This is a genomic window from Streptomyces sp. NBC_01803, from assembly GCF_035917415.1.
Taxonomy (GTDB): Bacteria; Actinomycetota; Actinomycetes; order Streptomycetales; family Streptomycetaceae; genus Streptomyces.
The window spans coordinates 360,527-380,130 of sequence record NZ_CP109073.1 but is presented as its reverse complement, the minus strand read 5'-3'; the positions used below and the strand labels follow the sequence as shown (position 1 = coordinate 380,130).

The following is a 19,604-nucleotide window of genomic DNA, read 5'->3' as shown; positions in this document are numbered from 1 at the left end:
GCGGCCCGGGAGGTGGGCACGGACTGGTAGGAACCCCGGGGAGCCGTGGTTCGCCGCTCGCGCCGGGCGCCGGAACCGTAGGGTTCGGCGCCCCGCTGCGTCGTGCCTACTTCTCGGTGGCCGGTCGGTAGGTGGAAACCTGCACGCCGGCGGGGCTGGTGACGGTGGAGACCAATTCGAGCGTCCGGAGCCCACCGTCGTCGGGGAAGATCGTCTTGCCGCCGCCGAGGAGCACCGGCTCGATCATGAGGCGGAGTTCATCGACCAGGCCCTCGCCCAGCAGGGTGCGCACCAGGGTGGGGCTGCCCATGACCAGCAGGTCGCCGCCGTCGCTCTCGCGCAGCTTCTGGATGCGGGCGACGGCCTCCTCGCCGGGGATGCGGGTGGTGTTGTGCCACGTCAGCTGGTCGTCGCCCAGGGTCTGGGACACGACGTACTTCGGGATGGCGTTCATCCGGTCGGCGAACGGGTCGCCGGCCCGCGCGGGCCACGCCGCGGCCATGGTCTGCCAGGTGCGGCGACCGAACAGCAGCGCCTCGGCGCCGGTCATCGCGTCGTCGAAGGCACCGCCCACGATCTCCGGATCGAAGAACGGGTGCGACCAGCCGCCGTGGGCGAAGCCGCCGTCGGTGTCCTCCTTGGGTCCCCCCGGCGCCTGCACCACGCCGTCCAGGCTGATGAACGCGATGATCACGATGCGCATGGGATTGCTCCTCTTTCTCACTGCCGGTGTACGGCCTCACTTTTGGCGTACGGAGATAAAGACCGCCACACCGTTCCGAAGTCATCGCCCTGCGCCATCCCGGAGCAGTGACGTGGATCACACTGCTGTGTGTCCCTCCGCTGCCGCGCGGCGGGGCCGAGAGGACCCCCAGGCTCGGAGGGCGAAACCCGGGGCCCGCACCCGGCCGGGCTTCTCTCCGTCGACTCTGCGTTGACGTCCTGCGGGAGTTCGGGTTCCGCGTCCCCCAGTGACCCGGGACCGCCTGCCGCCTGCCGCCTGCCGCCTGCCGGCGTTCCGGGGGTGCCGGCCGACCCGGTCCGGGTCGGGGCGGCCGGCACGGAAGACGCCCGCACGGCCGCCGGTCGAAGCCGTTGTGCCGGGACGGCAACGGAACTGGCGCGGTCCGCGGCGTTTTCCGCGAGATCGGGACCGGGTCCGGGGTCCGGGTCCCGGGTGTCAGAGAAGGGCGCGCAGTTTGTCGGCCACGTCCGTGGCGTCGAGCAGCCGGGCGCCGTCGGGCAGCAGGATCAGAACGCCCGAGTGGGCTCGCGCCGCGACCCCCGCCCGCTCCCAGATCAGGACGATCTGCAGAATGACGGCTTGGTAGGCATGGTGAGCGTCGCTTCCGCGCGGCTTCCCGAACCGGCGGTGGAGCTCTTTGTCCACCCGGTTCCGGGCTCGCTCACGCCCGAGCCCCACCCCCGCGAACGTCGCCACGAACGTCGCGGCGGCGAGAGGGACGATCTTCTCGCCGAGCAACGCCTCGACACCGGCACCGGCACCCGAGTTCACGGTCATGAACGGCACGCTACCGGTAGGCGCGCCGGTACCGCCCGGAGAGTCGCCCCTTACCGGATGGGTGACCCCCATACCTCCGGAGTGACTGAGGGTGACATGCTGGTTCGCATGACCCCATCCCGCATACACATAGCCATCGCGCTCGCCGCCGCCCTCGCCTTCACCGCCGCGTGCGGCGGTAGTGACGACGGCGGCGGTGAGAACGGCGGCGAGGAAGAGGCCGCCGCGCTGGAACAGGCCGTCCGCGACCACACCGAGGCGTACTTCACCGATCCGGCCGCCGCCTACGCGATGCTCTCCGAGCGGTGCGCCGACGAACTCGACGAGGACGAGTACACGGCGCAGCTCGAACAGTTCGCCGCCGACCTCGGGCAGCTCTCCGTCGAGACGTTCAGCGTGGACGAGATCGACGGCGATGAGGCTCACGTCACCTACACCGTGGGCGTCCCGATGATCGACGGCGGCCTGGTCGGACAGCCCTGGGTGCGCGAGGACGGCGAGTGGCGCTACGACGCCTGCTGACCGCGGCGGCCCCAGTCCGCACCGGGCGACGCCACTTCCGGGAACGAGAACACCGGTGAGTACCCCCGTGACGCGGTGCGGGCGGTTGATTCCCGGTCGGGCTCGGCCACCAGTGCGCGGGGGAGTCCCGGGACGGCACCGCCGATGTCGTCCCGGCCTCCACGTCGCTCACCCCACAACGTCTCGGCCCCCCGGATACCTCGGGCGATGCCGACCCGCCTCGTACGGCCACCGCGGTGGGCCACCCGGCGATCAGCGGTGCCGGATCGCGCTACCTTCTCCGGCATGGAGCCGCTCGCGTTTGACTACGAGGACCTGCATCTGCGTGGGGACCGGGGGGTGTTCGAGCTGTTCGACCTGGGCAGCGCCGGCCACGCGTTCCGGGTTCCACCGCGCTGGCTGGGGGCGTTGGCGCACTACAAGTCGGCGCACTACAAGAAGCCGGAGAAACCCGGCGAGTTGTTCTTCGGTGTCGTGCGTGATCCGAACGCCGCGCTCTACGGCACCGACCGGCTCGCCTTCAGGTTCGCCGGCTCACAGGCGGTCCGGGTGCCGCCCGGCGACGAGCCGTTGTTCCGCGCGTACTTCACCCAGGTCGCCGCGCTCGCCGGCCGGCGGGTGGTCTGACGTGGAGCCCAAGGTCTTCGAGCATGACGACGTGCATCTGCGGGTCGATCACGGGATCTTCGAGCTGTTCCGGCGCAATCGCGTCATCGGGTCATACCGGACGCCGCTGAGCTGGGTGAAGGTGCGCGCCGAGGCGCGCAAGGGTGGTCTGACCCGGCTGCACTTCGGCAATGTCGAGCCGCTCGACGAACCGATCTACGCGAGCACGACGAGCTCCAGACACCTGTTCGTCACCATCGAGATCCCGACCACCGACGAGCCCCTCTACCGCGCCTTCTTCACCGAGCTCGCCCACCTGTCCGACCGCCCGATCGCCCCGTAGTCCCACCCGCCCACCGCCCCGCCCACCGCCCTGCCCACGCCGCCCGTGCCTGTCGCGCGGACGCGGCACCGCCCCGCGGTCGGCTCGATGCCGACCGGTCGCGGAGGCGGAGCCGAGCCGCCAGGGGGGTAGCACCGGTCCACTAGACTCCTCGCATGTCCTCGGAAACTGTCGTGGGGGGATTCCGCCAGGTCGTGGGGGGATCCGCAGCACCGGGCACAGTCGCCGAGAACACACGAGCCGTGGTGTTCGCCGAGCTGCTGACGGGCGGACCGGCCTCCCGGACCGAGCTGTCCCAGCGGTTGGGCCTGTCCCAGTCGACCTTGACGCGTGCCGTCAACCCGTTGATCGAGCGCGGCTACCTCCGGGAGGTCGGCGTGCGGTCGTCCTCCGGTGGCCGCCCGCAGCGGATCGTGGCTGTGACGCGGGAACGGCACTTTGTGGTGGGAGTGAAGCTGGCCCCGCGCGCCGTGACGGCCGTCCTCACCGATCTGGAGGCGACCGTCGTGGCCCGCAGCGGGCTGCCGGTGGCAACGGACGCCGGTCCCGCCGAGGTGTTGGCGCTCGCCGGACAGGCCGCCTCCTATCTGCTGCGGGCCCACGCGCCTTCGGCGGACCGGCTGCTGGGTGTGGGGGTCGGCCTGGGCGGGCATGTCGACGCGTCCCGGGGTTGGTGCGTCCACTCCGGGGTCATGGGGTGGGACGGCGTCGACGTGGCCGGTCCGCTGTCGACGGCGCTGGAGCTGCCCGTCGTGGTGAACAACGACGCGAACGGGCTGCTGGTGGCGGAGCGTTGGTTCGGCGCGGGCCGGGACTGCGAGTCGCTGGCGGTGGTGACGGTCGGCGCGGGCATCGGCTGCGGGCTGATGCTTCGGGGCGAGCTCTTCACCGGGACGACCGGACTGGCCGGGGAGCTGGGTCACATCCCGGTGCTGCCCGGCGGGCCGGTGTGCTCGTGCGGGAACACGGGGTGTCTGGAGGCGGTGGCCTCCGATGGCGCGGTGCTGGCCGCGATCGAGCGGGCCACCGGCCTGCCCAGCGCCACGATCGCCGATGCGCTGGTGCGGGCCCGGGCGGGGGAGCGGGCGGTGCTGACGGCCTTCGAGGAGATGGGCGCGGCCCTGGGGCGGGCCATGGCGACGCTGTGCAATCTGGTCAACCCGGGAAAGCTGGTGCTGACCGGGGAGGGACTTATCGCCTGGGACCTCTTCGGCCCGGCGTGCCGCGAGGCGCTGGCTGTCCACGGTTTCTCCACCGCGGCCAGTGACTGCGAGCTGGTGACGCATCCGGCGGACGACGACTTGTGGGCCCGCGGCGCGGCCTGTCTGGCGATCCGGGAAGCGGTCCAGGCCACCCGCTGACCGGACACCGCTCAGGTGTGGCCGCCGGGGCCGTGCTGGCCGTTCGCCCGGTCGGGGCGGTCAGCGGGCGTCGAGCTCGTCGCGGATCGGGCGGACGGCCCGTGGTGCCCCCATACCCTGAGCCCCGCGCAGTCTGCCGGAATCCGCGACCGCCGAGCCGGAGCCCGAGCCGGGGCGGAGGCGGTCCGGCCGCCTCCGCCCCGGCGGGTGTCAGCCCTCGCCGAGGAGCTCGTTCATGGCGCCGATCTCGGCGGTCTGGGAAGAGATGATGTCCTCCGCCATGTCCAGCGCGGGCCGGTAGGAGCCGTCGGCCTGCTCGGTCTCGGCCATCTCGACCGCGCCTCGGTGGTGTTCGATCATCATCTCCAGGAAGGCGGTGTCGAAGGCCGTGCCGGAAGCGTTCTCCAGCTCCGTCATGTCCTCGGCGGACATCATCCCGTCCATGTCCATGTCGCCGCCCATGTCGTGGTCCGAGTGATCCATCCCCTCCTCGGGGATCGCCTCGCCCCACGCGGCGAGCCAGCCGGACAGGGTCTCGATCTCCGGGGCCTGCGCGGCCCGGATCTGCTCCGCCAGCGTCCGCACCTCGTCCGAGGTCGTCTGGTCCAGAGCGAGGTCGGCCATCTCCACGGCCTGCTGGTGGTGCGGGATCATCCCCTGGGCGAACGAGATGTCGGCCGCGTTCTGCTCTCCGTCCTCGGCGGGAGTCGTGCTGGACCCGCTGGGCGCGGAGCTGTCTTCGTCGTGGCCGCCGCCGTCGCTCCCGCAGGCGGTCAGTGCCAGCGCGATGGTGACGGCGCCCGCGGCGGTGGCGAGGCGCACGGCGGAACGGTGGGAATGCTTCATGGTCATGATCATGTGACTCTCTGCGTAAAGGTGATGACTGGCGTGCCTGGGCGCGGTCACCGGCCGATCGTGGGCCGTGCCGCGCGAGGCGCCTAAATGCGCAGGAGTTGCAGTTCGCTCAGGGATGGCGGGGCCCGTCCCCCGCCGGGCTCGTCCACGAAGGAGCGCGTGAGCGGCGGGCTCGCGGTGCCGGGCGGCAGGACGGCGAGTGGCGGGGGGCTGAGCGGCGGGGCGGAGGCCACACCGCCGGCCGCGCATTCCGCGTCGGCGTGTTCCGCGTGCCCGCCCTGCCCCGGGTGCGCGTGCTCGACATCGGGCTGAGCGCCCGTGGCGGCGGCGGAGGCCATCGCGTGCTCGGTCCCCGACGGCGCGTACGGTGTGGCGGTACCGGGCGCGAGCCCGTGCATGGCCATCAGGCCGATGAGGACGGCGAGCGCCATCAGCGTCGGCCCGGCGCCCGCCCGGACGGGCGAGGCGGCGGACGGGCGCTGCGATGACATGAGGACCATCGTACGGACCCCCCGTCCGTCCCCCGCGTCCCGGTCGCCACTCCGGAGCCGGTGCGGTGCCGGCCGCACGTGATCGCCCGTGCGTCGTCCCGATCACCCTGAGGCCGGGCCGCCGCGGCGGCGCCCGGACTCGCGTTCGAGAGTTGATGAGATGGTTGTATGATCGAACCATGGGGAAGGATCGTGTGACCGACGACCCGGCCGTCTTCCAGGAGACGATGGGGACCTTCATCCGCGCCTTCGGGCTGCACCAGCCGGAGTTGACGCCGCACGGTCAGCCGATCCCGGTCTCCGAGGCACATGCCCTGGGCGAGCTGGCCCGCGAAGGGGAGCTGCGGCAGGTCGAGTTGGCCCGACGGCTGCGCCTGGTGAAGAGCACGGTCAGCCGCCTGGTGGGGCAGCTCGCCGCCCGTGGGTGGGTGGAGCGATCCTCGGCCCGCGCTGACGGACGCGGTGTCGTGTTGCGGCTCACGCCCGCCGGGCAGCGGGCCGCTGAGGAGTTGGCGACCGCGCGACGGGAGCGGTTCAGCCGACTGCTCGGATCGATTCCGGAGCACGAACGGGCGGGCGTGCTCCACTCCCTTGGCGTCCTCGTCGAGGCGCTGGACGAGTGAGGAACAGGCGCCGGGCATTCCTGGTCGGCGCCGGCCCTGGCCACGTCCGGAGTGGCCGGGGGCGCGGCCGTGGCCGTGACGCTGTTCGCCGGACCGGCCACGGCCACGGGCGGGCGGCGGAAGGAGGTGGCGGAACGGGGCCGCTCCGTCGTGCCGTTCGGCCTCGACCGCGGTACGCGCCGTTTCACGTCCACCGCGACGGGCACTGACGACAAGTCCCTGTGCGGGGGGTTCCCCGGCCGGGGCGGGCACGGGACTCGGGACGTCAGCCGACCCGCGTGCCGAACTGGAACGGCATGGCGTTGATGGAGATGTACTCCACGACGGAGCCGGGCCGCGGGGCATGGATCACCTGGCCGTTGCCGGCGTAGAGACCGACGTGGTGCAGGTCGCTGTAGAAGAACACCAGGTCGCCGGGGGCGAGTTCGCTCATGCCCACCCGGGTGCCGACGCCGGCCTGGGACTGCGAGGTGCGCGGCAGGGAGACGCCGGCCTGGGCGTAGGCCCAGGAGGTCAGGCCCGAGCAGTCGAAGGAGCTGGGGCCGGTGGCGCCCCAGACGTAGGGCGAGCCGAGCTTGGTGGCGGCGGCGGAGAGCGCCGCCGAGCCGCGGGAGGAGCCGGGGACGTCGACGAAGTCGGCGCGGTCGTCGGAACGGTCGGCGCGCGCGGCCTCGGCGGCGCGATCGGCCTCCGCCTGCTCCTGGGCGGCGAGCCTGGCCTGCTCCTCCTCGGTGAGCTGGTTGAGGAGCGACTGCGCCTCGTTCAGCTTGTCCTGGATCGTTTCCTTCTGGTCGCTGAGCCGGCCGCGCAGCTCCTCCAGCTCGGCGAGCTTGTCGGTGGCCTCCTGGCGCTGCTGGTCCAGGTTGCGCTGCCGGTCCTCGATCAGCCGCAGCGTCTCGGCCTGCTTGCCGCTCACCTGGTCCAGCGTGGACGCCTGGTCGAGATAGGCGTCGGGGTCGGCGGAGAGGAAGAGGTGCAGCGACGGGTCGATACCACCGTTGCGGTACTGGGCCGACGCCACCGAACCGACGCCCGAGCGCAGCTCGTTCAGCTCCTCCTGGCCACGCGCGGTGGAATCCTGCAGATCGTCCACCTCGGCCTGGAGCTGCTCCTCCTGCTCCTTCGCCCCGTTGTACTCCTCGGTGACCGCCTCGGCCTCCTCGTACAGCCGGTCGACCTCGTCCTGCACCTCTTCGATGGTCGGCTCGGGCTCCGCCTGGGCGGATTGGGAGGTGATCGCGACAGTAGCGGCTGCGGTGGCGCCGAAAATGGTCACGCGGGCCCGGCTGGGCTGCTTGGGACGACGGTGGGACGCCACTGGGGCGAGCTCCTTCTTCCTCAACCGCCTACCGGGTCTCGCACGTGATCCCGGCTCCGCGACTGACGCGGACTCAGCGGTACCTCCACAGCCACCCCGGATGAGTGGACTCCCGCGCGAAGGTTCGACGCCAGACCCTAGCGAGCCCTTACCCGTTCCTTCAAACTCTGGCGAGCATTTTTTACTTACCTCACACCGGTCGCGATGGGGCACGCACGCTGTGTGGGGGGCACGCCAGGAGATAACCCGGCGCAAGGAGCGAAAGGGACGCGGCGGACAGCGCGCATCGGCCTGCGGGCCGTCGCGGGGATCGATGCCGATCCGGACGCCGGGATCGTGGCGCTCCCCGCGCGCGCTCCAGCACCGGGAACGCCCGGCGGCGGCTGAGGCGTGGACCGCGTCCGCCGCTTTCGGGGTGAGCCGGACGTGGTGCTCTCGGCGTGGGCCGGGCACAGCGTCCCGGGGTTCACCCGGCGGGTCTCCGTGCGGATCTCGTCCGCTGGCTCGCCGTCCGCTGATCGGCCGCTACGGCCGGGTCCCCTTCGAGCCTGCCGGGCACCGCGCCGCCGGCCGCCGGAGGCGGCTTCGCCCCGCGTGGGCTGGGGCGGCGCGGTGCCCGGCAGGGGGAGTGGTGGCTCGCTCCGCGTCGGCGGCGTGCGGAGGTGCGGCGTGCGGGGTGCGGAGGTGCGGAGGTGCGGAGGTGCGGAGGTACGGAGCTGCGACGGACGGTAGCGGTGCGGGGGGTGACGGCGGTGCCACGCGGAACGCCCCGCCGTGGGGCGGGGCGTGTTCTGGCGTGCGGGCGTGCGCGGTCAAGTCGCTTGGCCGTGGTTCGGTCAGTACGCGCTGTCGACGTTGTCCATGGAGCCGTAGCGATCGGCGGCGTAGTTGCAGGCGGCGACGATGTTGGCGACCGGGTCGTAGGGGTCGTTGGCGGTGCCGTCGACGTGGTAGGTGTCGAAGGTGGGCTGTATGACCTGGAGGAGTCCCTTGGAGGGGATGCCGTTGATGGCGTTGATGTCCCAGGTGTTGATGGCGTGGGGGTCGCCGCTGGACTCGCGCATGATGTTGCGGTGGATGCCCTCGTAGGTGCCGGGGATGTCGTGCTTCTTCATGATGTCCAGGGCCTCGCGGATCCAGCCGTCGAGGGTGTCCGGGTAGGTGGCCTCGGCCTGCTTGTCGGCTTCGGCCGCCTGGGTCTGGAGGGGCGCGCGCTTTCCGCTGATGGCGTCGCTGAGCGTGTTGAGCGTGAAGCTGTCGGCCTCGGCGGTGGACGTCACGGAGGTAGTGGTCTCGGTCGTCGCCGGCTCGGCGGCGGTGGCGGGGCTGGGGATGATCGAGAAAGCCAGGGCGGCAGCGCCTGCGGCGGCGACGCCGGCCATCGAGACCTTGCGGCTCACGGTCGAGCGAAGGCCATGGGTGCTGGTCGCGGGCATGAAGGAGTACCTCATTCGCATCGGGGAGACGCCGTCTTCGTGGCGGCTTCGTCAGTGTGCGAAGCGGCGGCCCCCCGGGCAAAGGTGTGATCTACGACCCCGGCTCGTAGCCCCGGCTCGTCACTCCCCGCCCGCCCCGCCTCGGCCGCGCGGGTGTCTCCTGTCCCGCTTCGTAGGTGACGCGGCCCACGTGCCCCGTATCACATCGCGTCCGCCAGTCACCTACAGACCGTCACACCCGCGGTGCGCGCCGGAGATGACCGACGCCCGCGCCATGACCGGCTGTCATTGATCGGATCCGATCCCGCGACGGTGAGCGTCCCCGGCCCGGCGTGGCCCTCCACCACGACGAACGCGCCGGCCGGACCGCGAGGCCGCTGGATGCCCGATTCGCCTCGGGCCGGGTTCTGTTTCGCCGGGCGGGTGCGGGTGAGAGGGCCCCTGCCGCCCCCCGTTCACGGCGGCAGGGGCCCTCGGCTCCCTCACCGGCGGTCAGTCAGCGGTCAGCCACAGCATCGTCGAGATGAGGATCATCGCTCCGGCCAGGGCCGCGGTGGCGGCGGGCAGTCGCACCTCTTCCGGGAACGCGCGGGACGCGGAGTGCGGGTCCAGGTACCCCGCCGGATCCAGCACGGCGCCATCGGCGCCCGGGCGCGGAGGCCGGCCGGCCTCGCGGGGGTCCGCCTGCTGTTCTGGGCGGATGGCGAGGGGGGACGGCGAGATGACGGGTGAGACGATCCTGCGCTACCGGATGGTGCTGCGTGACCGCCGTCAACGAGGGGTCCGAAGCTCTGCCAGGAGCCTGTCCGCTTCCCTCCGGGCGGGCTCCAGCATCGGGTCGGTGGAGTCGGGTATCCGAACCTTCGGAACGCTCATGCGTTGACCGTCCTTGGCGGCTGCTCGGTGCGCCGTCTGCTGTCCGGCATCTGTGGTGCGCCGGGCGGTCAGTTCCACGATGTTGTGCGGTTGGGGTGTGGGATCGCAGTGGTGTCAAAGGTGCCGCGTGCGATCTCGCGGGCCAGCGAGGCGAGCTGGAGGTTGTGGGCGCGGGCGTAGCCGCGGAAAGTGGCGAAGGCGTCGTCCAGGGAGACGTGCCAGCGTTCCGCGAGGATGCCCTTGACCTGTTCCAGGACGATGCGGCTGGTCAGGGCGTGCTGGAGTTGGGCGCGCTCGACTTGGCTGTGGTCCAGGGTGCGCTGCTGGAGGATGGCGATGGTGGCGATGTCCGCGAGGGCTTGGGCCAGGGTGATGTCCTGGTCGCTGAGGGGGGCGGGGTCGGTCTGGAACAGGGCGAGGGCTCCGATGATCCGGCCGCGCAGCCGCAGCGGGATCACGTTGGTGGCCACGAACCCGGTTTCCGTGGCGCGGGCGACGAACTGAGGCCAGCGCGCGGTGGTTTCGGGGTCGGCAAGGCTGATGTTGGTGCGGGCCTGGCCGCTGTGGTAGCAGTCCACGCAGGGGCCCTGGTCGTGTTGCAGGGCGAAGAGTTCCAGCAGCCGGGTGTGCTCGTCGGAGGCCGCCATGGTCTGCAGGGTGCCGTGGGTGTCGGCCAGCAGGATGCCGACCGCGGCCACGTTCAGCAGTTCCACGCAGCGCACCGAGAGTTGCTGGAGGAAGTCGATGAGGTCGAAGTCGTCGGTCAGGGAGTCGGCGACTTCCACGAAGACCTCGGTCATGCGCTGTTCGCGGGTCATGTCGATCAGTCCTTGTCTTCGGCGGTCGGGGGCGTGCTGTTGCCGCCTGGGTCCAGGTGAAGGCGCCGGTCCACCACGTCCTGTGAGATGTCGGTGATGGAACGCCCGCTGCCGTAGGCGTGCGCGCGCAGCCGCAGCAGGGCTTGGGGCAGAGTCAGGGCGAGTTGGACGCTGAGCATGCCGGTTGCCTGGTGGACCACCGCGTGCTGGAGAGAGTGGGGGGAGTCCGCCGGGAACGGGGTGCCTGGCTGCGGTGTGCTGCTGCCCAGGCAGCGGGCGGTGAGCGCGGCGGCCAGGATCGTGGCATCGTCGGTCTGCTGGGCGGTCATCGGTCCGGGGGTGCGGCGTACGGCGGTCAGAACGCCGACGTTGATGGCGCCGATGCTCATGGGGAAGCAGAAGACGGCGCGGGTGTCCAGGGCGGGGGCCTCCATGACCAGGGCGGGCCAGCGGGCTAAGGGAACCTGGGCGAGGTCTGGTGCCCACACCATCGCCCCGGTGCGGATCGCGTCGGGGCCCGGCCCTTGCCCGAGGGTGAACTGCAGGTCCTCGAAGCGGCGCGTCGTGGCGTCAGAGCACCACAGGAGCTCGGCGAGATCGCCCTCGGTGACCAGGGAGACCGCGAGGCCGTCCACGCCCATGGCCCGGGCGCCGGCCGCGGTGACAACGTCGGCGATGGTGTCGGACCCCTCTGTGGGCTGCAGCACGCGCAGGATCCGGGCCATGCTGTCGCTGATCACCCGGCACCGCCGTCGAAGCCGGGCGGTTCCTTGTTCGCGGCCCCCGGCCTGGTCATGAGGCCACCTGTCTGGGACGCGCGGCGGCCATGGGATCCGGAACCCGGGGACAGGCGGGTGCGGTGTGCGGTGTGCGGAGGAGGAAGCCCGTGCCGCTCAGGTTCAGGAGCCGGGCCATCGGGGGAGTTGGATGGTGCAGGCGAAGGAGGCCCCCTGCCGAGGCGGTTCGCTCGGCGGCGGCCAGGAGGGCGTTGAGGCCGCTGACGTCGCAGAACGCCAGGGTGGTCAGGTCGATGTCGATGGCGCGGATTCCCTCGCGCAGGCAGTCCCCGACCATCACGCGCAGCGCAGGCGCCTCGTGCAAGTCGAGCTCACCCGCCAGGGTGATCGTTGTCTGGTATCCGCAGTCGCGCCGGTAGAGGTTCAAGCTGGGCAGAACAGGCATAGGGCCTCAGTTCCTGTGACCTCAGGCGCGACACCGGCTCGGGCCGGGGCATCCCCGACCCGCCTGGCACGCGTTCCCTGTGGTCGGACGCCTGGATCAGGTCAGGCGAAGCTTTGCCTCGGCAACCCTGCGGTCCAGGACCGCCAGTGGAAACCGCCTCGCCTCGAAAGATGTGCCGGCGGCGTTTCGATGGATCATCCGCTCCCCGCAGGCACCTGTACGACAACAGCATGGGCCACGCCGGGGTCTGGGACGTTACTCGTAGCATAGCCCCTGCGCCTCCCCCGGTTGTCGTTCCCGGGCGCATCTTCCACCGGCATCCTGCCGCGCCCTCGCGAGAGTCACCGCGGAAGTCATTCCGCCCCACGCGCCCGCCCCCGGCTATGGGCTCGACTCGCGACCACCGGCTGGCCGGCAAGGAATCCGTCACTCTGGACGACATCGCCGACGAACCCCTGCCCCGGGCGCCCGACCCGACCTGGAACGCCTTCTGGCGCATCGACCCCCGACCCGACGGAAGTCCGGCACCGGACGGTCCTCTCGTCGAGGCCGTCGAGGCCATCGAGGACAAGCTCGAACTCATCGCCGCGGGGCAGGCCATGGCCATCGTCTCGGCCGGCCTCCACGCCACCCTCCGTCACGACCTCACCACGGTCCCCCTGCACGGCCTCGAGCCGGGCCACCGGGCCACGTCGTGCTGGCGACCCGCGCCGACGATCACAACCGCCTGCTCGCGGCCTTCCGCAGGTCCGCCCGAGCCCATCTCACAGGTCCCTCCCGGCCGAACCGGCGAGCGCCCCCCGGACACCGTCATAGGAATGACCGGCTGACGTTCCCCGAAGGCTCGGTCAGCGGAGAGGCGCGGCGGGTGCGCCTCCGATCCCGGACTCCCCGCTCCTCAGCGGCGTGGGCGGGGGCCACCGCGCCGCCCCGGCAGCACCGGTGAACCACAGCGTGATCCACTTCGCCTGCCACGACGTCGGCGACTGGAGCAGCCCCGACTCCGGTGCCGTCCTGCTCCACGGCTACGCCGCCTTCCCTCACCGTGATCGAGGTGGCGAACAGTCACCTGCCGGGGGCCGCTCTCGCCCACCTGTCGGCGTGCGACACGACCCGCGGCGCCACTCCGCGCCCTCCACGACGAGGCGATCCACTTCACCTCCGCTCTCCAGCCGGCGGGACACCGGATGTCATCGGCACACGGTGGCCCGTCAACGACCAGGCCGCGCGGCGGATCGCCGACGCCTTCCACGCCACTCCCACCCTCGACGGCACCGCGCTTCCCCACCCCGAGCAGGGTCCGTCGCCCCGGTGCGTCGAGGTCGTGCTCGCCCTGCCGCGCGTGTGCCCGGACCACCGGCTCCCCGACCCGCTGACGCTCACTCTCCGCCGGCGAGGGTGGCGATGGGACTGCCGGAGAGGTAGCGGGCGGTGTTGACCAGGCCGACGGCGCTGAACGCCTGGGGGGTGTTGCCGAGCTGCCGCCCCGCCCGCACGTCGAACTCCTCGCTCAGCAGACCGACGTCGTTGCGCAGCGACAGCAGCCGCTCGAACAGCTCCCGCGCCTGATCGGCGCGGCCGGTCCCGTGCAGGGCGTCGGCCAGCCAGAAGCTGCAGGCCAGGAAGGCGCTCTCGCCACCCGGCAGGCCGTCCACGTTGTCGTCCGCCTCGTTGGCGTAGCGCCGCACGAGCCCGTCCTCGCCCAGCTCTCGCGACACCGCGTCCACCGTGCCGCGCATCCGCGGGTCGCTCCATGGCAGGAAACCCGTGCGCGGGAGGAGCAGCAGCGCGGCGTCCACGCCCCGCGAGCCGTAGAACTGGGTGAAGGTGTTCCGCTCGCTGTCATACCCCCGTTCACACACTTCGGCGTGCACCTGGTCGCGTAGCGCCGCCCACCGCCGGACGTCCCCGGGCAGGCCCAGATCGCGCACCGCGCGTACCCCCCGGTCGAACCCGGCCCAGGCCATCACCTTCGAGTGCACGAAGTGCCGGCGGTCGCCCCGCACCTCCCACAGGCTGTTGTCGGGCTGGTTCCAGTGGCCCTCCAGATGCTCCAGCAGGGCGCGCTGGAGATTCCAGGCCGACTCGGAGGGGGCCAGCCCGGTCTCCCTGGCCAGGTGCAGGCTCTCCAGCACCTCGCCCCACGTGTCGAGCTGGTGCTGATCGGCGGCGGCGTTGCCGATCAGCACCGGCGCCGAGCCATGGTGGCCGTCGAGCCAGTCCAGGGTCTGCTCGGGCACCCGCCGCGAGCCGTCGAGGTCGTACATGATCCGCAGCTCCGCCGGGTCGCCGGCGACCGCGCGCAGCAGCCACTCGCGCCAGGCCCACGCCTCGGCCACGAAGCCGGTGCCCAGCAGCGCCTGGAGGGTGAACGTCGCGTCGCGCAGCCAGCAGTACCGGTAGTCCCAGTTCCGCGTGCCGCCCAGGCGCTCGGGGAGCGAGGTGGTGGCGGCGGCGACAATGCCGCCGGTGGGCGCGTAGGTGAGCGCCTTCAGGATCACCAGGGCGCGGCGCACCTCGGCTGCCCACTCTCCGTCGTAGTCACAGGCGGTCATCCAGGAGGTCCAGAAACGCTCGGTGTCGGACACCGCCCTCAGCCCGTCGGTCGGCTCGGGTGCCGGCAGGTGCGAGCGCTGGTGGGTCAGGACGAACGGGACACGTTGCCCCGCCTCGACGGTGAAGTCCGCCCAGGTCGTCGTGTTCGGCCCCGCGTGCGTGCCGACCGGGGTGTGCAGCCATACCGCGTCCGGGCCCGCCACCGCGCGCAGGTCCCCGTCCTCCCTGGTCACCCACGGTCTGATGTGCCCGTAGTCGAAGCGCAGGCACAGGTCGGTGCGCACCGGTACGCGGCCGGAGATCCCCTCGACGACGCGTACCACGGCGGGCGCCGCGCGGCCCGGCGGCATGCAGTCCACCACCCGCACCACGCCCTCGGGCGTGTCCCACTCGCTCTCCAGCACCAGAGAGTCACCGCGGTAACGCCGGCGGGTGGCCGGCCCCCCGCGCCGCGGGCCGAGCCGCCAGCGGCCGGCGCGTTCGTCGTGCAGCAATGCCGCGAAGCAGGCCGCCGAGTCGAAGTCCGGCAGGCACAGCCAGTCGATCGAGCCGTCCCTGTCCACCAGGGCGGCTGTCCGCAGGTCGCCGATCAGCGCGTAGTCCTCGATGGCTGAAGTGGGCATCGGTCCTCCCAGGGCGGACCGATGGCGGCTCGCCACCCCGCCGAGTATCCCGGACCGGTCCGCCCGAAACCCGCGCGGACCGGTCCGCCCGAAACCCGCTGAAACCCCCCGAACCCGCTGATGCCGGACGGTGCGGGCGCTCAGCCGGGTGCCCGACGCTTCGGATCACCGGGGAAGGGTGCCTTCGGCGTCGGAGTAGCCTGGTGGGGCCGTCCGGGCCCACCCGCGCCATGCGCACGATGATCTCCGCGCCCTGCTCGACGGTCTCGATGCCGGTGTTCCCGTTCAGGTCGGTCTTGGGGAAGCCGGGCTCCACCGCGTTGATCCGCGTGTCCGGGAACGCCCTCGCGTACCGCGCGGTGATCCGACCCGGCGGATCGTGTCGCCCACGTGCGGGGTGATCCACCGCTCCCGTTCGACGCGGTCGTGCGCGACCGCGCCGTGGTGGCCGGCCGGATCGGCGCCTCCGGCACCCCACAGCGCGGAAGACCCACCGCGGACCGCGGCGGGCCAGACGAAGTCGCCCGGTCTCGGTCAGCGGGGCATTACGGTGGGGCACGAGGGCCTCCTCGGGTCGATGTAGATGTCGCAATCCACACCGAACCGGGAGGCCCTCACCCGTTCAAGAACCCAGCACGCGTGTCACCAACGTCCCGGGACAACACACCTAGACGCAGGACGGGCACAGCCCGCGGTAGGTGACCTCGACCGTGGACACCGTGAAACCGAATCGTTCCTCCGACGGGAGGGCGGCCAGCGGATCGCCGGCCGGGTGGACATCGCGGACGGTGCCGCAGGCGGAGCACACCAGGTGCTGGTGCGGGTGGTGCGCGTTGGGGTCGTAGCGCTTGGCGCGGCCGTCGGTGGCGACCTCTATGACCTCACCGAGGGACACCAGCTCGCCCAGCGTGTTGTAGACGGTCGCCCGGGAGATCTCGGGCAGCCGCCGTGCCGCGCGGGCGTGCACCTCGTCGGCCGTGAGATGCACGTGATCACCGTCGAGGACCTCCGCGACGACACGCCGCTGGGAGGTCATCCGCCAGCCACGCCCTCGCAGCCGCTCCAGCAGGTCGCTCATATCGGTTCACCTATTCAGGCTCGGTGGGACATCTCAGGTTAACCAGTGGACGTCCGGGTTCCGATCGGGCAGGGGGGGTTGGTGCGCTTCTTGACCTGAACCCTGTCTAAAGTAAGATCTGCTCCGGCGAAAGCCAAGGGGCAGGAAGACTCCGGTACGGCAGGAGACAGAGACGTGACGGGACCACCGCTGAGGAGCCCGTGGTGCCGGCCCGCGAGTGACGGCCGCTCGTGTCGAGCTGCCCGAGACCGTCCGGGGCGGTGACCCCCTCGGCGTCGAGGCGATCACCTCGAACGGCCGGCGGCTCGCCCGGTTCGGGAGGGGCGTCGTATCGTCGCTGACGCCGGCCGCGCGGTCGACGAGTCCCGCTGCCCGACCGCGTCCGACGACCACGGCTTCTCGGCCGACGAGAGGCGAGGTCATCCACCGGGGCCCCGTGCCCCGACTGTTCCACCGCCCGCAGTTTTCCCTAGCACCATCGTCCGCCTGGGCCGGAAGGATTTCCATGTCTGAGAACCATGATGCAATCGTCGTAGACGCGAAGACGGAGGGCGGAGGTGGCTGCCCCGTCGCCCACGGGCGCGCCGCCCATCCGACTCAGGGCGGCGGAAACCGCCAATGGTGGCCGGAGCGGCTCAACCTGAGGATCCTCGCCAAGAACCCCGCCGTGGCCAATCCCCTCGGCGAGGAGTTCGACTACGCCGAGGCGTTCACGTCCCTCGATCTCCCGGCGGTGAAGCGGGACATCGCGGAGGTGTTGACGACCTCGCAGGACTGGTGGCCGGCCGACTTCGGCCACTACGGCCCGTTCATGATCCGGATGGCGTGGCACAGCGCGGGCACCTACCGGATAAGCGACGGCCGCGGTGGCGCCGGGGCGGGTCAGCAGCGCTTCGCCCCCCTCAACAGCTGGCCGGACAACGGCAATCTCGACAAGGCCCGCCGCCTGCTGTGGCCGGTCAAGAAGAAGTACGGCCAGAGCCTCTCCTGGGCCGACCTCATGATCCTCGCCGGCAACGTCGCCCTGGAGTCGATGGGCTTCGAGACCTTCGGTTTCGGCGGCGGCCGTGAGGACGTCTGGGAGGCCGAGGAGGATGTCTACTGGGGTCCCGAGAACACCTGGCTCGGCGACGAGCGCTACACCGGCGACCGCGAGCTGGAGAGCCCTCTCGGCGCGGTCCAGATGGGCCTCATCTACGTCAACCCGGAGGGTCCGAACGGCAACCCGGACCCGCTCGCCGCCGCCCGCGACATCCGTGAGACGTTCCGCCGGATGGCGATGAACGACGAGGAGACGGTCGCCCTGATCGCGGGCGGCCACACCTTCGGCAAGACCCACGGCGCGGGCCCGGCGGACCACGTCGGCGCCGACCCCGAGGCCGCCCCGCTGGAGGAGCAGGGCTTCGGCTGGAAGAGCTCCTTCGGCTCCGGCAAGGGCGGCGACACGATCACCAGCGGTCTGGAGGGTATCTGGACCCACACCCCGGTGGCGTGGGACAACAGCTTCTTCGAGACCCTGTTCGGCTACGAGTGGGAGCTGTTCGAGAGCCCCGCCGGTGCGAACCAGTGGCGGCCGAAGGACGGCGCCGGCGCGGGTACCGTCCCCGATGCCCACGACCCGGCGCGGAGCCACGCCCCGACGATGCTGACGACGGACCTCTCGCTCCGGTTCGACCCGGCCTACGAGCAGATCTCGCGGCGCTTTCTGGAGAACCCCCAGGAGTTCGCGGACGCCTTCGCCCGCGCGTGGTTCAAGCTGACCCACCGCGACATGGGCCCGATCGTGCGCTACCTCGGCCCGGAGGTCCCGACCGAGACGCTGCTGTGGCAGGACCCCCTCCCCGCGGTGACGCACGAGCCGATCGACGGCGCGGACATCGCCGCCCTCAAGGGCCAGGTCCTCGCCTCGGGCCTGTCGGTCTCCCAGCTCGTGTCCACGGCGTGGGCGTCGGCCTCGTCCTTCCGCGGCAGCGACAAGCGCGGCGGCGCCAACGGCGCGCGCGTCCGCCTGGAGCCGCAGCGTGGGTGGGAGGTCAACGACCCCGACCAGCTCGCGACGGTGCTGCGCACCCTGGAGGGCATCCAGGAATCCTTCAACGCGGCCCAGACCGGGGGCAAGCGGGTCTCGCTCGCCGACCTGATCGTGCTCGCCGGTGGCGCGGCCGTCGAGCGGGCCGCCGAGGACGCCGGCTTCGCCATCGAGGTGCCCTTCGCACCGGGCCGCGTGGACGCGTCGCAGGAGCAGACGGACGTGGAATCGTTCGCCGCGCTCGAACCGACCGCCGACGGCTTCCGTAACTACCTCGGGAAGGGCAACCGGCTGCCGGCCGAGTTCCTGCTGACCGACCGGGCGAACCTGCTGACCCTGAGCGCCCCCGAGCTGACGGTCCTCGTCGGGGGCCTCCGCGTCCTGGGCGCGAACCACCAGCAGTCGCCGCTCGGCGTCCTCACCACCACCCCCGGGACGCTGACCAACGACTTCTTCGTCAACCTGCTCGAACTGGGCACGACGTGGAAGGCGACGTCCGAGGACGCGAACACGTTCGAGGGTCGCGACGCCGCCACGGGCGAGGTCAAGTGGACCGGCAGCCGCGTCGACCTCCTCTTCGGGTCGAACTCCGAGCTGCGCGCGCTGGCGGAGGTCTACGCGAGCGACGACGCGAAGGAGAAGTTCGTGCACGACTTCGTCGCGGCGTGGGACAAGGTCATGAACCTCGACCGGTTCGACCGCGTCTGATCACGACGTCCAGGCCGGCCCCCGCCGGGCCGGCCTGGACGTCCTCGGCGGTGCCGTCCGGACCCCGAGTCCCGGCGGTTCCCGGCCGGGTGACCGAGGCCGATCAGGGGACGGTGCAGATCACCGTGGCCCGCAGGGACTCGGTCGTGGAACCGACGTTCCTCCCGATGACGGACCAGCCGAAGCCGTCCGCCGCGGAGTCGGTCACGTGGATGTCGAAGGCGGAGGTCCGAAAGCCGCCTCCGGTGGGCTGGGACCCGCCCGGGCATGTCACCGTGGCCGTGCCGATGCCACCCGGCGCCAGGTCGATGTAGTCGCCGGAGTGTTGGGTGTACTCCGCCATCGGTGCCGCGCCGTCCCCCAAGGGTGGCTTCTCGCTGCCGTCCTGGGCGGCTGCGTGGGCTATGCCGACCGTGAGAATCGCTATCGTCGCCCAGACGATGATCCGGTTGCGTTGCATCTCAACCTCCGCGTGTGGCCGATGCGTTGACGGTCCTCCGGGGGTGGCGACCGCCCGCTCGAACATTACGGAGGGCAGGGGTACGACCACAGGGCATATCACCGGGCGCGTGAAGCGTGGGCTCCGCTCCCCGGGGCGGGCGAGCGCCGCCCCATGGCCCCGGGCGTCGAATTCCGCCGCGCTGCGCCCGCGTCCGC

The 19,604-nt window shown here is 71.7% G+C and carries 20 protein-coding genes and 2 pseudogenes; 8 read left to right on the top strand and 14 right to left on the bottom strand.

What is annotated here, in order from left to right; genetic code table 11:
* Positions 1-106: 106 nt before the first annotated feature.
* Entirely contained in the window at positions 107-703 is a 597-nt protein-coding gene (locus OIE51_RS01740) for a dihydrofolate reductase family protein (RefSeq protein WP_326594940.1), read from the bottom strand.
* A gap of 477 nt (positions 704-1,180) precedes the next feature.
* Positions 1,181-1,522, bottom strand: coding sequence for a hypothetical protein (locus OIE51_RS01735; protein ID WP_326594939.1), 342 nt, complete (start codon positions 1,520-1,522; stop codon positions 1,181-1,183).
* A gap of 108 nt (positions 1,523-1,630) precedes the next feature.
* On the opposite strand from OIE51_RS01735, the gene OIE51_RS01730 reads away from it, so the two are divergent.
* From OIE51_RS01730 to OIE51_RS01715, 4 genes are all read left to right on the top strand, one after another.
* Entirely contained in the window at positions 1,631-2,044 is a 414-nt protein-coding gene (locus tag OIE51_RS01730) for a hypothetical protein (protein WP_326594937.1), read from the top strand.
* Between the two features lie 285 nt (positions 2,045-2,329).
* On the top strand, positions 2,330-2,671 hold the full coding sequence (locus OIE51_RS01725) for a hypothetical protein (protein WP_326594935.1): 342 nt from the start codon (positions 2,330-2,332) through the stop codon (positions 2,669-2,671).
* Position 2,672: 1 nt separating this feature from the next.
* Complete coding sequence (locus OIE51_RS01720) at positions 2,673-2,993, top strand: hypothetical protein (protein WP_326594934.1); 321 nt, start codon at positions 2,673-2,675, stop codon at positions 2,991-2,993.
* Between the two features lie 155 nt (positions 2,994-3,148).
* Positions 3,149-4,354, top strand: a complete 1,206-nt coding sequence (locus tag OIE51_RS01715; RefSeq protein WP_326594933.1) for an ROK family transcriptional regulator — start codon at positions 3,149-3,151, stop codon at positions 4,352-4,354.
* A gap of 210 nt (positions 4,355-4,564) precedes the next feature.
* Here the strand turns inward: OIE51_RS01715 and OIE51_RS01710 are convergent, their stop codons facing one another.
* Positions 4,565-5,200 carry a DUF305 domain-containing protein gene (locus OIE51_RS01710; RefSeq protein ID WP_326594932.1) on the bottom strand — a complete coding sequence of 212 codons (636 nt, stop codon included), beginning with the start codon at positions 5,198-5,200 and terminating at the stop codon, positions 4,565-4,567.
* A gap of 92 nt (positions 5,201-5,292) precedes the next feature.
* A complete protein-coding gene (locus tag OIE51_RS01705) occupies positions 5,293-5,700 on the bottom strand; it encodes a DUF6153 family protein (RefSeq protein WP_326594931.1) in 408 nt (135 codons plus the stop codon).
* Between the two features lie 179 nt (positions 5,701-5,879).
* On the opposite strand from OIE51_RS01705, the gene OIE51_RS01700 reads away from it, so the two are divergent.
* Entirely contained in the window at positions 5,880-6,323 is a 444-nt protein-coding gene (locus tag OIE51_RS01700; protein ID WP_326594930.1) for a MarR family winged helix-turn-helix transcriptional regulator, read from the top strand.
* 265 nt (positions 6,324-6,588) lie between these two features.
* Here OIE51_RS01700 and OIE51_RS01695 read toward each other — a convergent pair whose 3' ends face one another.
* The 6 genes from OIE51_RS01695 to OIE51_RS01670 all read right to left on the bottom strand — a co-directional run bounded on the left by OIE51_RS01695 (position 6,589) and on the right by OIE51_RS01670 (position 11,953).
* Positions 6,589-7,641, bottom strand: a complete 1,053-nt coding sequence (locus OIE51_RS01695) for a C40 family peptidase (protein WP_326594929.1) — start codon at positions 7,639-7,641, stop codon at positions 6,589-6,591.
* A gap of 836 nt (positions 7,642-8,477) precedes the next feature.
* Positions 8,478-9,077, bottom strand: coding sequence for a transglycosylase SLT domain-containing protein (locus tag OIE51_RS01690; RefSeq protein ID WP_326594927.1), 600 nt, complete (start codon positions 9,075-9,077; stop codon positions 8,478-8,480).
* A gap of 492 nt (positions 9,078-9,569) precedes the next feature.
* Entirely contained in the window at positions 9,570-9,710 is a 141-nt protein-coding gene (locus tag OIE51_RS01685) for a hypothetical protein (protein WP_326594925.1), read from the bottom strand.
* Positions 9,711-10,021: 311 nt separating this feature from the next.
* The gene (locus OIE51_RS01680; RefSeq protein WP_326594923.1) at positions 10,022-10,771 is read right to left on the bottom strand and encodes a GAF and ANTAR domain-containing protein; all 750 of its coding nucleotides are present in this window, start codon (positions 10,769-10,771) and stop codon (positions 10,022-10,024) included.
* A 5-nt stretch (positions 10,772-10,776) separates the two neighbouring features.
* Entirely contained in the window at positions 10,777-11,511 is a 735-nt protein-coding gene (locus OIE51_RS01675; RefSeq protein ID WP_326594922.1) for a GAF and ANTAR domain-containing protein, read from the bottom strand.
* 52 nt (positions 11,512-11,563) lie between these two features.
* A complete protein-coding gene (locus OIE51_RS01670) occupies positions 11,564-11,953 on the bottom strand; it encodes an STAS domain-containing protein (protein WP_326594921.1) in 390 nt (129 codons plus the stop codon).
* Between the two features lie 398 nt (positions 11,954-12,351).
* Between OIE51_RS01670 and OIE51_RS01665 the strand changes: the two are divergent.
* Together OIE51_RS01665 and OIE51_RS26810 are read left to right on the top strand one after the other, a co-directional pair.
* Positions 12,352-12,728: pseudogene (locus OIE51_RS01665) on the top strand (LysR substrate-binding domain-containing protein); the annotation flags it as partial.
* A 231-nt stretch (positions 12,729-12,959) separates the two neighbouring features.
* Positions 12,960-13,391 (top strand): CHAT domain-containing protein, encoded by a 432-nt coding sequence (locus tag OIE51_RS26810; RefSeq protein WP_442811842.1) that lies wholly within the window; start codon positions 12,960-12,962, stop codon positions 13,389-13,391.
* Here the strand turns inward: OIE51_RS26810 and OIE51_RS01660 are convergent.
* From OIE51_RS01660 to OIE51_RS01650, 3 genes and pseudogenes are all read right to left on the bottom strand, one after another.
* Complete coding sequence (locus tag OIE51_RS01660; RefSeq protein ID WP_326594919.1) at positions 13,333-15,132, bottom strand: glycoside hydrolase family 15 protein; 1,800 nt, start codon at positions 15,130-15,132, stop codon at positions 13,333-13,335. The two genes, OIE51_RS26810 and OIE51_RS01660, sit on opposite strands and share 59 nt — an antisense overlap.
* A 165-nt stretch (positions 15,133-15,297) precedes the next feature.
* Positions 15,298-15,496, bottom strand: a pseudogene (locus OIE51_RS01655) (short-chain dehydrogenase); the annotation flags it as partial.
* A gap of 303 nt (positions 15,497-15,799) precedes the next feature.
* Complete coding sequence (locus tag OIE51_RS01650; protein WP_326594918.1) at positions 15,800-16,210, bottom strand: Fur family transcriptional regulator; 411 nt, start codon at positions 16,208-16,210, stop codon at positions 15,800-15,802.
* 505 nt (positions 16,211-16,715) lie between these two features.
* Here OIE51_RS01650 and katG point away from each other — a divergent pair.
* Positions 16,716-18,947 (top strand): catalase/peroxidase HPI, encoded by a 2,232-nt coding sequence (katG, locus tag OIE51_RS01645; protein WP_326594916.1) that lies wholly within the window; start codon positions 16,716-16,718, stop codon positions 18,945-18,947.
* Between the two features lie 103 nt (positions 18,948-19,050).
* On the opposite strand, the gene OIE51_RS01640 is transcribed toward katG, so the two are convergent.
* Entirely contained in the window at positions 19,051-19,407 is a 357-nt protein-coding gene (locus OIE51_RS01640) for a hypothetical protein (protein WP_326594913.1), read from the bottom strand.
* Positions 19,408-19,604 lie beyond the last annotated feature (197 nt).